Here is a 14,850-nt window from a genome sequence, read left to right on the forward strand (position 1 = left end):
TTCCGCAGGGCCCTGCAAATGCATGCGGACAGCCTGCAAGAAGGCATATTCTTCATTATAAACAAATTTTTACGGTTTATGCCAGTTATATCTGCTGTTCTGAGTATTTTTATGCGATTTATTCTTGATTTTAAATTATCTTAATAGGGCTTTGAATGATGTCCGTAAATTTCCGCTGCGGGCTCTTGCTTTCCGCGGGGAGGAACGGGAGCCTCCTCGGCTTCGCCTGCGGGGTCTCCCGCTCCCTCTCCTCCCGCAGGACATTGAATAGGCTTCCTCGGATAAACACCGCACGAAGAAAATGCGTTAGCATTTTCGAGGATCAAGTGCCCTCCGCTCCAATTAACTCAGCAGAAAACTCTCATTGTATTCGCAAGACAATTAACTTTTTTAAGATTATCCGTTAAAAGAAGCTAATCTGCCCTCCGCTTTCTCCTGCCCCTCAGCGGTCTGTCCCATTTTTTATAGGCGAGCCAGGTGAAGTAGATGGAGAGCAGGAAGAATGCTATCGCTCCCAGCTGTTTTCCATATAAAAAGTAAACACCTGCAGCAGCGGCAAGTATGGCTGCGTAGAGCAAGATTTTTTTCATATTTTCACATCCCAGGTTTCCCGAAGTGCATTGCTATGTATTGATTCCATTATATAGGATATGGATGTATTTTATATTAATTCTATATTAAAATATAGTGCAGAAAACAAGGGCCTGCAACTGCAGGCCCTGTTTTTACATATTCCGCCGGTACTGCCCGCCCACTTCGTATAATGCACGGGTAATCTGGCCGAGGCTTGCCACTTTGACGGTTTCCATCAGCTCGGCGAAAATGTTGCCGCCGCTGACTGCTGCTTCTTTCAATTGGTTCAGTGCCTCTTCCGATTTGTCTTTGTTGCGCTCCTGGAAGCTGCGCAGATTGCGGATTTGTGTTTCTTTTTCTTCCTTCGTTGCCCTTGCAAGCTCCATATTGTTCATTTCGTCCTCTGATGGAGGATTTGGGTTCAAGTAAGTGTTAACTCCGATGATTGGAAGCTCGCCGGTATGCTTTTTCATTTCATAGTACATGGACTCATCCTGGATTTTTCCGCGCTGGTATTGAGTTTCCATGGCACCGAGAACGCCGCCGCGGTCATTGATGCGTTCAAACTCTCTCAGCACCTGCTCTTCCACAAGATCTGTCAGCTCATCCACGATAAAGGCGCCCTGAAGCGGGTTTTCATTTTTCGATAAGCCATGCTCTTTTGTAATGATCATCTGGATGGCCATTGCCCGGCGGACAGACTCTTCCGTCGGTGTCGTGATGGCTTCATCATACGCATTGGTATGAAGCGAGTTGCAGTTATCCTGAAGCGCCATTAACGCCTGCAGCGTTGTGCGGATATCGTTAAAATCGATCTCCTGTGCATGCAGTGAACGTCCTGAAGTCTGGATATGGTACTTCAGCTTCTGGCTCCTCTCGTTCGCACCATATTTATCTCTCATAACCGTTGCCCAGATGCGGCGGGCCACACGGCCGAGCACGGTATACTCCGGATCCAGTCCATTCGAGAAGAAGAATGAAAGGTTTGGTGCAAAATCATTGATGTTCATGCCTCTGCTCAAATAGTACTCCACATACGTAAAACCGTTTGCCAGTGTAAAGGCAAGCTGTGAAATCGGGTTAGCGCCCGCTTCGGCGATATGGTAGCCGGAAATGGATACAGAGTAGTAATTGCGGACCTTGTGGTCAATGAAGTACTGTTGAATATCCCCCATCATTCTTAATGCGAACTCTGTCGAGAAGATACAAGTATTTTGTCCCTGATCCTCTTTTAAAATATCAGCCTGAACCGTCCCGCGGACAGTCTGCAGCGTTTGCGCCCTGACTTCGGTGAACTCTTCAAGTGTCAGCACACGGCCAAGCTCCTGCTCTTTTGCCTCAATCTGCTGTTCGATCGCTGTGTTCATGAACATCGCCAAAATAATCGGCGCTGGCCCATTGATCGTCATTGATACAGATGTAGATGGATGGCACAGGTCAAAACCGGCATACAGCTTCTTCATATCGTCCAGTGTACAGATGCTGACGCCGCTCTCCCCGACTTTTCCGTAAATATCCGGTCGGTAGTCAGGATCTTCCCCGTAGAGGGTTACCGAATCAAAGGCTGTGCTCAAGCGCTTTGCGGCATCATCTTTGGACAGATAATGGAAGCGGCGGTTTGTCCGTTCCGGTGTCCCTTCTCCGGCAAACTGTCTCTTCGGATCTTCACCCTCGCGCTTGAACGGGAATACACCCGCTGTATACGGGAAAGAACCCGGCACGTTTTCTCTGTATACCCAGCGGATGATTTCTCCGTAATCCTTGTACTTAGGCAGTGCCACTTTTGGAATGGAAAGCCCGGATAAGCTCTTTGTTTTTAAAACCGTCACGATTTCTTTATCGCGGATTTTAGTTACAAATTGCTCGCCTGAGTATTTTTCCTTCAGATCTTCCCAGCCTGCCAGAATGTTCTTTGTTTCAGCCGACAGCTTTTCTTCTGCTGCTGATTTAATGGCTTCAAGCGAAGCAATGACTTCTTCGTTTCCTTCTTGTTCCTTTACAGCAAGCAATGCCCCCTCAAGCTGGAACAGTTTTCGGGCAAGATCCGCCTGCTCCTCGGCTTTCTTATGGTAGCCTCGGACCGCTTCAGATACTTCGCGGAGATAATAGCGCTGTTCATTCGGAATAATAACATTCTGCTTTTCAACTTTTGCGTTCTTTGTAAAACTTGTCTTCCAGTCTGTACCTGCTTTTTCATTAATCGTTTCGACCAGTGCCGCAAACACAGCGTTTGTCCCCGGGTCATTGAACTGGCTTGCAATGGTTCCGTAGACCGGCATGTCTTCAAGCTCTTTTTCAAAAAGCATCCGGCTGCGCTGGTACTGCTTTTGCACCTGGCGCATCGCATCCTCTGAGCCTTTGCGTTCAAATTTATTAATGACGATCAAATCTGCATAATCGATCATATCAATTTTTTCAAGCTGGGATGGCGCACCGAATTCACTTGTCATGACATACATCGAAGCATCACAAATTTCGGTAATGCCGGCATCTCCCTGCCCGATTCCGCTTGTTTCCACAATAATCAAATCAAAACCGGCTGCTTTGACAACAGAAATCGCATCCTGAATCGCCAGCGACAGCTCACTGCGGGAATTTCTTGTTGCCAGGCTGCGCATGTAGACGCGCGGATTAAAAATGGCGTTCATGCGGATACGGTCGCCAAGAAGGGCTCCACCCGTTTTTTGCTTTGTCGGATCTACTGAAAGAATCGCGACTTTTTTCTCTGGAATTTCATTGATGAAACGGCGGATCAGCTCATCTGTCAGCGAGCTCTTTCCGGCACCGCCTGTTCCTGTAATCCCTACAACCGGAACCTGCTTTTCGAGGGATTTCACTTTCTCCATAACCGGCTCAAGCGCAGCTGCCGCTTCCTTGCCTACTGTTACCTGATGCTCAGCCAGTGTAATCAGCTTGGCAATGGCATTGGTTTCCCCATCCTGAAGCTTTTCAATCTGCTCGGATGCTTCCGCTGTAAACGTCGGGAAATCACATTCCTTGATCATTTGATCAATCATGCCCTGAAGACCGTACAGACGGCCGTCTTCCGGCGAGAAAATCCTCGCGATTCCGTAGTCATGCAATTCTTTGATTTCCTTCGGGATAATGACACCGCCGCCGCCGCCATAAATGCGGATGTGGGATGCGCCTCTTTCCTTCAGAAGATCATACATATATTTGAAGTATTCCACATGTCCTCCCTGATAAGAGGAAATGGCGATTCCCTGCACATCTTCCTGAATCGCAGCATTTACGACTTCCTCCACAGAACGGTTATGCCCGAGGTGGATGACCTCTGCCCCGCTTGCCTGGATGATGCGGCGCATAATGTTGATGGAAGCATCATGCCCGTCAAATAGACTGGAAGCCGTCACAAAACGAATATGATTTTTCGGCTTATAGACTTCTGGATTGCTCATCGTTCTCCCCCTTGTCCGTAAACGCAAGGCTAAGCCATGCGCACTATTCTTAAGCTTTTTCCGAGACCTTGCCCGAATCCTTTATTCCCTGGAAAAGAAGATTGGTCTGCAGCTGGATATACTCCTCAATGCTGTACATTTTCTGCAGGGACCAGCGGCGAAATGCCCACATTTGCCCCTGGACAAAAATGTTATGGGCGATCATTTTGATTTTTTCCTCCGGCAGGTCCAGTTCTCCGTTCTCCACGCAAAGGGTAATGACATGCTCGAACATGCCAACCATTTCAATTTCTTTCTTGAGCACATATGGAAGGGCGTCTTTTGTCAGCGCCTTTACTTCCTGGTACATGACTAGCACTTCATCCTGCATTTCGTCGACCACTTTGAAGTAATCGGCGATGCCCTGTTTCAGGCTTTCAAGTGTGCCCTGTTTTGTATCAAGGCCTTTCTGAAGCCGTTCGGCGACCTGGTCGTAAATGCTGTCGCAAACCAGGTACAGGACGTCTTCCTTTGTCCGGATGTATTCATAAAGCGTTCCAATACTAAAACCAGATGCCTTTGCGATCTCTCTAGTTGTTGTACGATGGAACCCTTTTTGGATAAAAAGGGTGACGGCACCTTTAATCATCTGATCGCGTCTTTTTTTGACAAGACGCTCATCTTTAACAGAAGCCTGCACTTCCCGTTTTTTCATTGTTACCTACCGCCTCCCACCATTCATATGCCTGTTTATAAATTTGTTTTAGCTTATGAATTATGCCCGTTGATTTCCGCTCCAGGCTGCTCGCTTTCCGCGGGGCAGGCGGTGAGCCTCCTCGACGCTGCGCGCCTGCGGGGTCTCACCTGTCCCGCTACTCCCGCAGGACGTTGAATAAACTTCCCCGAAAAAAACACCGCACGAAGAAAATGCTATAGCATTTTCGAGGATCTCGCACCTTCCGCTCCAATCAACTCATTACTTAAAACTTAGTCAGCAGCTCTAATGTACAACTATCTTCAAAACAGCCCTTTTAAGAACTTATTTGGTTACCATACGAGAGATTACGAGTCGCTGGATTTCCTGTGTACCCTCGTAAATCTGTGTAATTTTGGCGTCGCGCATGTAGCGTTCTACCGGGTAGTCCTTTGTATATCCGTAGCCGCCAAAGATTTGAACGGCGTCTGTTGTTACTTTCATGGCCGTGTCGCCCGCAAGAAGTTTGGACATGGCAGATTCTTTTCCGTATGGAAGTCCTTCTGATTCCAGCCATGCTGCCTGGTAAGTTAATAGTCTTGAAGCTTCGATGCTTGTTGCCATGTCAGCCAGCTTAAAGCCGATTCCCTGCTGGGCAGCGATTGGCTTGCCGAATTGGTGGCGTTCTTTAGCGTATTCGATGGAAGCATCCAGTGCACCCTGAGCGATTCCGACTGCCTGAGCAGCGATTCCGTTGCGGCCGCCATCCAGTGTCATCATGGCAACTTTGAAGCCTTCGCCTACATTGCCAAGCACGTTCTCAGCCGGCACCTTACACTCTTCAAAAATAATCTCAGTTGTAGGTGATGAACGTATTCCCAATTTCTTTTCCTTCTTGCCGACAGAGAAGCCTTCAAAGCCTGCTTCCACGATGAACGCAGTTGTTCCTTTATGCTTGGAGGATGGATCTGTCAGGGCAAACACGACATAGATATCTGCAATTCCGCCGTTTGTAATGAATATTTTGCTGCCGTTTAAGACGTAATGATCGCCTTCAAGACGTGCTGTCGTTCTCATTCCGCCGGCATCAGATCCGCTGCCCGGCTCAGTAAGGCCGTATGCCCCGATTTTTTCACCTTGTGCCATTGGCTTTAAGTATTTTTGCTTTTGCTCTTCGTTGCCGAACTTGAAGATCGGCCAGCCTGCAAGGGACGTATGGGCAGAAAGAGTTACACCTGTAGATGCACACACTCTGGATAGCTCTTCAACTGCGATGCAGTAAGCCAGGTAATCACTGCCGATTCCGCCGTACTCTTCAGGCCACGGAATCCCTGTTAAGCCAAGCTCCGCCATTTTGTCAAAAATCTCTCTGTCAAAGCGTTCTTCTTCGTCGCGTTCAGCAGCTGTCGGAGCCACTTCGTTCCTGGCAAAATCACGCACCATTTTTCTGATCATCTCATGCTCTTCACTTAATTGGAAATTCATTGTTGGTCCCTCGCTTTATATGGATTCATTGATTTTTTTGAAAGGCTCTTTCCGTATAAATTGTTTTTTTCGATATCAATGTGTCCGTTGATTTCCGCTCCAGGATGCTCGCTTTCCGCGGGGCGTGCGTTGAGCCTCCTCGATGCTACGCCTCTGCGGGGTCTCATCTGTCCCGCTACTCCCGCAGGAGTCTCGCCCCTTCCGCTACAATCAACTCAGTAAATATAATACAAATAGTAAGAACCTTTGCGAAAACAGCCTTTTGAAAAAGACTCTTTTACAGCTGTTTGCTGATGACAATCCGCTGAATTTCGCTTGTGCCTTCATAGATTTCGGTAATTTTTGCATCGCGGAAGTAGCGCTCAACCGGGTAATCCTCTGTGTAGCCGTAGCCGCCGAAAACCTGGATGGCTTCTGTTGTCACGTCCACTGCCGTTTTGGATGCAAACAGCTTTGCCATGGAGGCTTCGAGTCCGCACTTGATGCCGCGCTGGCGCATATCTGCTGCGCGATAGATTAATAGTTTTGCTGCTTCAACGCTTGTCGCCATGTCTGCAAGTTTAAATCCGACACCCTGCTGAGCAGCGATCGGCTTACCGAACTGTACACGTTCCTTTGCATAACCCGCGGCTGCTTCAAAAGCTGCTTCTGCAATTCCAAGTGCCTGTGAAGCAATCCCAATCCGTCCGGCATCCAGATTAGCCATCGCAATCTTGAAGCCCTCTCCTTCATTGCCGAGGAGATTTTCAGCCGGAACCCGCATATCTTCAAATGTCAGCTGCAATGTTCTGGAGCCGTGCAGACCCATTTTGTGCTCATCTTTTCCAAACACAAGGCCTGGCGTATCCTTCTCGACAATGAAAGCTGAGATGCCTTTGCTGCCAAGCTCCGGATTTGTGGAAGCAAATACGATATATACATCTGCTTCGCCGGCATTCGTGATGAACACTTTTGAACCATTAATGACATAATGATCTCCGTCTTTTACCGCACGGGATTTTAAGCTTCCGGCATCCGAGCCTGCGCTCGGTTCTGTGAGGCAAAAAGCGCCGAGATACTCGCCTGAAGCAAGCTTCGGAATATATTTCTGCTTTTGCTCCTCCGTACCGAAATAAAGGATTGGGTTTGTTCCAACCGATGTGTGGACCGATAAAATAACGCCAACCGTTGCACTTACGCGGGACAGTTCATGGATGGCGATAATATAAGAGGTAAAGTCCATTTCCGATCCGCCGTATTTTTCAGGAATGGGAATCCCCATCAGGCCAAGCTCGCCCATTTTGCGGAGAATCTCCCTTGGAAACTCGCCCTGCTCCATTTTTTCAACAAAAGGGGCGATTTCTGCCTGAGCAAAATCGCGCACCATTTTTCTCATCATTTCCTGCTCTTCAGTAAATCTCAGGTTCATTTGTATACCCTCCGATGCTCCCTGGGTCTGGTGGCCAAGGCTAATGGTTTATTCGTAAACGTAGAAGCCTCTGCCTGTCTTCTTGCCAAGCCAGCCGGCTTTTACATATTTTCTTAACAGCGGGCATGGGCGGTATTTATCATCGCCAAAGCCTTCATGCAGGGTTTCCATAATATACAGGCATGTGTCCAGGCCAATGAAGTCAGCCAAAGTCAGCGGCCCCATTGGATGGTTCATGCCAAGCTTCATCACTTCATCAATGGCCTCTTTTGTCGCGACCCCTTCGTAAAGCGTGAAGATTGCTTCATTGATCATCGGCATCAGGATGCGGTTGGATACAAATCCTGGAAAATCATTTACTTCTACCGGCACTTTTTTGAGTGTCTTCGTGATGTCTTCGATCGTTTGGTACACTTCGTCAGCTGTCGCAAGGCCGCGGATGATTTCCACAAGCTTCATCACCGGCACCGGGTTCATAAAATGCATGCCGATTACTTTTTCCGGACGCTTGGTTGCTGCTGCGATTTCTGTAATCGGAAGGGATGACGTGTTGCTTGCCAGAATCGCATGCTCTGGTGCAATTTCATCCAGCTGGCTGAAGATCTTCGTTTTAATCTCCATGTTTTCAACCGCTGCTTCGATGACGAGCTCTACGTTTTTGGCGTCCTGAAGATCGCTTGAAGCGGTTACATTTTTGAGTACTGCTTCCATCTCGTCCGCTGTCATGCGCTCTTTTTCCACCTGGCGGGAAAGATTCTTTTTAATCACAGCAATGCCGCGTTCCACAAACTCCGGCTTTAAGTCGTTTAAAATGACGCTATAGCCTGCCTGTGCACAAACCTGTGCGATTCCTGAACCCATTTGTCCAGCACCGATTACCATAATGTTTTTTACGTTCATTTTTGTATCCTCCGTTCTTGGGTTTGACCGGTAAATTTTTAATAGGTGATCAATTGCCCAAATCGTTTCTCTGTTTGGCCGGTATTTTTGCTGATATGGCCGGTAAATTCTGCTTCTTGGCCGGTATTTTTATAGAATCGGCCGGTAAATAGCCAATTTAGGCCGGTAAATGTTCGTTCCGCCGGGCGTTTTATTCGCATGGCCGGTAAATACCTGATTTGGGCCGATAAATGGGCCGCTGCACCGATTTTTTGTCCGGTAAGACGGCTTTTTCCGTGAAGCAGCCGCCTTACTAAAGCAGATTATTTCTTCGGAACCTCAATCATCACCGCATCGCCCTGGCCGCCGCCGCTGCAGATAGCCGCAATGCCGATTCCGCCTCCGCGGCGCTTCAGTTCGTGCATCAGGGTCAGAATAATTCTTGCACCGCTCGCGCCAATTGGGTGGCCAAGAGCCACGGCCCCGCCGTTGACGTTTACTTTTTCAGCATCAAGGCCGGCAATTTTTCCGCTTGTAAGTGCCACAGCTGCAAATGCTTCATTTATTTCAAATAGATCAATCTCTTCAAGGGTTTTTCCTGTCTTTTTCAAAAGAGCATTAATGACAAGGCCCGGTGTCTGCGGGAAGTCTTTGGCTTCCACAGCAAGAGCTGTATGGCCGAGAATATAAGCTTCCGGTTTTTTGCCTTCGCGTTCTGCACGTTCTTCGCTCATCAATACCAATGCTGCTGCTCCGTCGTTGACGCCAGGCGCATTACCGGCAGTGATCGTTCCGTCGGAGTTAAAAACAGATCCGAGCTTGGCGAGCTTTTCTAAAGAAGTATCTTTACGGGGAGACTCATCCTGAGAAACAACGACCGGTTCCCCTTTTCGCTGAGGAACTTCCACCGGAACGATTTCTTCTGCCAGTTTGCCGGATTCGATTGCAGCAAGTGCACGTTCATGGCTTCTCAGTGCCCAATTGTCCTGCTCTTCACGGCTGATTTCGAATTCTTTCGCTGTCGAGTTTCCGTACGTTCCCATATGGACGCCTGTGAAGCTGCAGCTTAAACCGTCGTGGACCATTAAATCCTTGACCGTTGAATCACCCATGCGCAGGCCCCAGCGTGCTTTTGGCAAAATGTATGGCGCGTTGCTCATGGACTCCATGCCGCCGGCTACGATGACTTCCTCATCACCTGCCCGGATGATCTGGTCTCCTAATGTGACGCTTCGCATGCCGGAAGCACACACTTTATTGATCGTTTCTGTTTTCACTTCCCACGGCAAGCCTGCTTTTCTGGCAGCCTGGCGTGAAGGGATTTGCCCCTGTCCTCCCTGGAGAACGGTTCCGATAATCACTTCGTCAACATCCTCCGGGTTAACGCCGGCACGGTTCAGCGCTTCTTTAACTGCAAATCCGCCAAGATCAGAAGCTGTAAAGCTGCTGAGACCTCCTGCAAATTTTCCAAATGGTGTTCTTACTCCGCTAAGAATTACGGTTTTCCCCATAAAGAATCGCTCCTTGTACTATTAATTTAAAATGTTCGAAAAATTGATTAGAAAAAAATAGAGTCTCTGCTGCAGGTCTAGTTGAAGTTAACTGTTTGTGAAGGTGCTGGTTATTGACTGAACGCTCGCTCGAAAGGACTGCGACAAAAGGATTTACCCGATCTTCAGTCACCCAGCAAAATTGTAAGCGCTTTATCATTTTCTATTTTACTAGAAAAATAGCAGAAATTGAAACACTTTACACAAAATTCAGGCAAAAACATTTTTCGTCAAAATGCATTACAGGAATTTTGGCTGTGCTTCAATTTCCGCTTTCAATATATTAAGATGCTACATTCCGGCTTTCACCTATAACAGACTTTTCAAGAATTTCAGCAACATCATACGTATGAACCTGTTCTTCCACTTCTTTAGCTTTCGTTCCATCAGAGAGCATGGTTAAACAGTATGGACATCCTGAACTAATCACGGATGGATTTACTGCCAATGCCTGCTCTGTGCGTGATACGTTGATGCGGTGTCCGGTTTCTTCTTCCATCCACATCAGGCCGCCGCCCGCTCCGCAGCACATGCCGGTTTCGCGGTTTCTTTCCATTTCCACAAGCTTGACGCCCGGGATGCTCTTAAGGATTTCACGCGGAGGATCATACACCTCGTTGTAGCGTCCCAGATAGCAGGAATCATGGAAGGTAATCGTTTCTTCTACAGCATATTGCGGCTTCAGCTTGCCCTCTTCCACAAGCTGGGCAAGAACTTCAGTATGGTGAAAAACCTCTGCCTCTAACCCGAAATCCGGATACTCATTTTTGAAGATGTTGTAGGCATGAGGATCAATCGTGACGATCTTTTTCACTTCATTTTTCTCAAACTCTTCAATGTTCTTAGTGGCAAGCTCCTGGAACAGGAACTCGTTTCCAAGACGTCTTGGTGTGTCACCAGAGTTCTTTTCCTTGTTGCCAAGGATGGCGAACTTCACACCGGCCTCATTCATCAGTTTCGCAAAGGAAAGAGCGATCTTCTGGCTGCGGTTGTCGTAAGAGCCCATGGAACCAACCCAGAATAAGTATTCGAACTCTTCTCCCGCCTTTTTCATTTCCTTCACTGTCGGCACATGAACATCTTCACGTGCTTCTCTCCAGTCTTCACGCTCCTTGCGGTTCAGTCCCCAAGGATTGCCCTGGCGCTCGATATTGGTCATGGCGCGCTGTGCGTCAGCGTCCATTTTACCCTCAGTTAACACAAGGTAGCGGCGCAGATCGATAATTTTATCAACATGTTCATTCATTACCGGACATTGGTCTTCACAGTTTCGGCAAGTCGTACAAGCCCAGATTTCTTCTTCGGTAATGACTTCGCCAATCAGGCTTGGGCTGTATGCAAGGCCAGCTGCAGCTTCTTCTGCACCCTGGCCGGCAGCTGCAAGGGCAAGCTGATTGCCTTTCGTGTTGGAAAAAGCGAATGTCGGCACCCAAGGCTGCTTCGACGTGACAACAGCACCGTGATTTGTTAAATGATCACGCAATTTCAGGATTAAATCCATCGGCGAAAGCATCTTTCCAGTGCCGGTTGCCGGACACATATTGGTACAGCGTCCGCATTCCACACACGCATAGAAGTCAATCATCTGATGCTGTGTAAAATCTTCAATCTTTCCGACACCAAAGCTTTCCTGTGATTCATCTTCAAAGTCGATTGCCTTTAATTTCCCCGGATTGTCCAGACGGTTGAAATATACGTTGGCCGGTCCGGCGATTAAGTGAGCGTGCTTGGATTGAGGCACATACACCAGGAATGCAAGCAGGAATAATAAATGAATCCACCATGCGATATAAAAGACAGCAATTGAGGCTGTTTCGCCCATCCATGAGAATCCGCCGGCAATCAGGGAAGCAACCGGTTCTGTCCAGGTTCCTTCATGGCCATGCCAGATCATGCTCATGCCATTGCCAAGCAGGACGGAAAGCATGAGCCCTCCGATAAAAATAAGGACGAGACCTGATTTGAATCCGCGCTTTAAGCGGACAAGCTTTTCCACATAACGGCGGTAGAAAGCCCAGATGACCGCAACAAGGATCGTAAGGGTCACAATTTCCTGGAAAAAGGTGAACCCGGGATATAAAGGTCCAAGCGGCAGGTGTGCACCTGGCTTAATTCCTTTTATAATAAAATCAATCGCTCCGAATTGGACAAGAATGAAGCCGTAGAAAAACATCACGTGAATGATGCCGCTTTTCTTATCCTTTAAAAGCTTTTTCTGGCCAAAAACATTGACCCAGATCTTTTCAAGGCGCTCTTTCACCTTGCCGTCAAACTCCACCTTTTTGCCAAGCTTAATATATTCAATCCGCGTCTTCACAACATAGACAAACAGGCTGATAGCGTAAGCGGTTACAAGAAGGAATGCAATTAAGTTGATCCACAATAAACCGTTCATGGGCATGGTGCTCCTTTCCTCATCTTAGAAAATTTAAAAAACAGTATAATTTTCTGAATTTACTCTTACTCCCATTATATTATGAATGAGCATTCAGTCAACCATTTTTCTTAAAACTTGTTCAAAAAATTTTATTATTTCCATTTATTAATTTCTTTTTTAAAGAGGAAAAGTCCTCCCTGTTTGGCAAGAATCCATGATAGAAATGGCACGGCAGGAAATACTAACGGGAAAACCCTGTCGAGAGGAAGATCGCAATGACTGTCTGGAATATCATTATGGCCGTTTTACTCATCATACTCCTGTGGCTCTATATCGATTTTACATGGGGCCGGAAAAGCCATATGAAAAAGCTGGAGCGGACCGCATGCCCTATCCGGCAGTCTGATATGGAGCTGTTTGCAGACGGGCCTGCTTTGTTTGAAAATTTATTTTCCGAGCTTAAAAAAGCTCAAAAGCACATTCATGTTTTATTTTATATTGTGAAGGATGATAAAATCAGCAAGGAGTTTTTAACCATATTAATGGGTAAAGCAAAAGAAGGAGTGGAAGTCCGTCTTCTCCTGGATTGGGCCGGAAGCTTTCCTGTCAAAAGAAAAACCGTCAAGGAACTGAAGAGCAGCGGCATCAAGTTTTCGTTTGCCCATGTGCCAAAGCTTCCTTTTCTCTTTTATTCATTTCAGGCCAGGAACCATCGGAAAATTACTGTTATTGACGGAAAGGTCGGTTACAGCGGCGGTTTTAATATCGGCAAAGAATACATCAATCAGGATAAAAAGCTGAACCCGTGGCGTGACTACCATTTAAAATTTTGGGGCGAAGGTGTGCAGGATCTTCAAAGAGAGTTTCTGATTGACTGGTATAAAGCAACGAAGACCGACCTGCTCGCAAACAGCGTCTATTTTCCTGAGCTTCATGCAGGTGAATACCGGCATCAGTTTGCGGCTTATAAAGGGGCTTTTCTGGAAGAAAGCTTCTCCTCCTTAATTCGGAATGCGAAAACGAGCATTACGATTGGGACCCCTTATTTTATTCCGGGCAAAAGACTTTTTAAGGATCTGCTCCATGCCCTGGAACGCGGCGTCACAGTCAAGATTCTCGTCCCATGCGTGACAGATCATATTCTTGTAAAAGAAGCATCATATTTATATCTGCGAACCTTGATAAAAGAAGGCGCTTATGTGTATGAGTACAAAAAGGGCTTTTACCATGCAAAGGCGATTATAATCGATGATGAGATTAGTGATATCGGAACAGCCAATTTCGATAAGCGTAGCCTGTTCTTAAATTATGAAATCAATTGCTTTATCTTTGACAAAGAGTTCATAGAGCAAATCCAGGCTATTGTAGACAAAGACATACTAAATGCAAAGAGATTGACCCTAAAAGAATTAAACCGTCTGGATCCTTTACGGACATTTAAAGAGATGCTTGCCCGTTCTGTGGCAAGTTTTCTGTAAAGGAGGCCGGCATAAAGAAGGTGCTGCAAATTGAAAATCAGACTGGGGTATGTTTCCCACGCGATCAGCTTGTGGGAGGCATCTCCTGCAAGAACATTAACATTTACACGCTATCAGCAGCTGCCTGAAGAGGAAAGGCTGGACAAGCTGAAGGCCGTTACAGCGGTGAATCTGCAAAATACGCTACGAATGCTTTATTTTAATATCGCCCATGAAATTCAGCTGTATCGGCTCTCAAGCTCCATCGTGCCTCTGGCCACCCATCCGGAGGTTTTATGGGATTTTGTCACCCCCTTTAAAGATAAATGGCTTGAGATTGGCGATTTGATAAAAAAACATGATCTCCGTGTGAGCTTTCACCCAAATCAGTTCACCCTGTTCACTTCTCCGCGCGAGGATGTGACCCGGAATGCAGTTAAAGATATGGAATATCATTACCGGATGTTTGAGGCCATGGGCGTCGAAAAGAAAAGCGTAATCAACATCCATATTGGCGGGGCTTACGGGGACAAGCTCTCGACCATTGACCGGTTCCATGAAAGTCTAAAGATGCTGCCGTCTCATGTCAAAGAGCAAATGACACTCGAAAATGATGATAAAACCTATAACGCGGAGGAAACTCTCCTGGCCTGCCAAAAGGAAAACATCCCTCTTGTATTCGATTATCACCACCATATGGCGAACCTCAGCACCCGCCCGCTGGAAGAGATTCTCCCGGAGATTTTCCAGACATGGGACAAAACAGGTCTTAAGCCGAAAATTCATATTTCCTCGCCCAAATCGGAAAAGGCCTTTCGGTCCCATGCCGACTATGTCGACCTGGATTTTATCCGGCCCCTTCTCGACGTGCTGAAAACCTTTAATCAGGATGTCGATTTTATGATCGAGGCGAAAGCCAAGGACAAGGCTGCACTTAAGCTGACAGAGGATATCAGCAGTATCCGCGGGGTGAAAAGAATCGGCGGAGCGGAAGTAGAGTGGAAATAATGAAGGCGTTCCAGGTGCGGA

11 protein-coding genes are annotated in these 14,850 nt (G+C 47.2%); 2 read left to right on the plus strand and 9 right to left on the minus strand.

Annotated elements, in window-relative coordinates:
* Positions 1-413 precede the first annotated feature (413 nt).
* From AC3WTL_RS21100 to AC3WTL_RS21140, 9 genes are all read right to left on the minus strand, one after another.
* On the minus strand, positions 414-590 hold the full coding sequence (locus tag AC3WTL_RS21100) for a hypothetical protein (RefSeq protein WP_197246462.1): 177 nt from the start codon (positions 588-590) through the stop codon (positions 414-416).
* 135 nt (positions 591-725) lie between these two features.
* Positions 726-3,992, minus strand: coding sequence for a fused isobutyryl-CoA mutase/GTPase IcmF (gene icmF, locus AC3WTL_RS21105; protein ID WP_248350039.1), 3,267 nt, complete (start codon positions 3,990-3,992; stop codon positions 726-728).
* Positions 3,993-4,041: 49 nt separating this feature from the next.
* Positions 4,042-4,686: a TetR/AcrR family transcriptional regulator gene (locus AC3WTL_RS21110; RefSeq protein ID WP_035328010.1), complete on the minus strand. Its 645-nt coding sequence runs from the start codon at positions 4,684-4,686 to the stop codon at positions 4,042-4,044.
* A gap of 324 nt (positions 4,687-5,010) precedes the next feature.
* A complete protein-coding gene (locus AC3WTL_RS21115; protein ID WP_492369986.1) occupies positions 5,011-6,150 on the minus strand; it encodes an acyl-CoA dehydrogenase in 1,140 nt (379 codons plus the stop codon).
* Positions 6,151-6,427: 277 nt separating this feature from the next.
* Entirely contained in the window at positions 6,428-7,558 is a 1,131-nt protein-coding gene (locus AC3WTL_RS21120; protein WP_197246459.1) for an acyl-CoA dehydrogenase, read from the minus strand.
* Positions 7,559-7,606: 48 nt separating this feature from the next.
* Positions 7,607-8,458 carry a 3-hydroxybutyryl-CoA dehydrogenase gene (locus AC3WTL_RS21125; RefSeq protein ID WP_197206421.1) on the minus strand — a complete coding sequence of 284 codons (852 nt, stop codon included), beginning with the start codon at positions 8,456-8,458 and terminating at the stop codon, positions 7,607-7,609.
* Positions 8,459-8,496: 38 nt separating this feature from the next.
* Complete coding sequence (locus AC3WTL_RS21130; RefSeq protein WP_222501465.1) at positions 8,497-8,658, minus strand: hypothetical protein; 162 nt, start codon at positions 8,656-8,658, stop codon at positions 8,497-8,499.
* Between the two features lie 102 nt (positions 8,659-8,760).
* The gene (locus AC3WTL_RS21135; RefSeq protein WP_222501463.1) at positions 8,761-9,948 is read right to left on the minus strand and encodes an acetyl-CoA C-acetyltransferase; all 1,188 of its coding nucleotides are present in this window, start codon (positions 9,946-9,948) and stop codon (positions 8,761-8,763) included.
* A 322-nt stretch (positions 9,949-10,270) separates the two neighbouring features.
* On the minus strand, positions 10,271-12,382 hold the full coding sequence (locus tag AC3WTL_RS21140; RefSeq protein ID WP_222501462.1) for a (Fe-S)-binding protein: 2,112 nt from the start codon (positions 12,380-12,382) through the stop codon (positions 10,271-10,273).
* A 257-nt stretch (positions 12,383-12,639) separates the two neighbouring features.
* Between AC3WTL_RS21140 and cls the strand changes: the two genes are divergently transcribed.
* On the plus strand, positions 12,640-13,842 hold the full coding sequence (gene cls / locus AC3WTL_RS21145) for a cardiolipin synthase (RefSeq protein ID WP_248350049.1): 1,203 nt from the start codon (positions 12,640-12,642) through the stop codon (positions 13,840-13,842).
* A gap of 30 nt (positions 13,843-13,872) precedes the next feature.
* Positions 13,873-14,829 (plus strand): UV DNA damage repair endonuclease UvsE, encoded by a 957-nt coding sequence (gene uvsE / locus AC3WTL_RS21150; protein WP_222501458.1) that lies wholly within the window; start codon positions 13,873-13,875, stop codon positions 14,827-14,829.
* Positions 14,830-14,850: the final 21 nt, after the last annotated feature.

This window comes from Cytobacillus sp. EB106-05-05-XG126 (assembly GCF_058791715.1).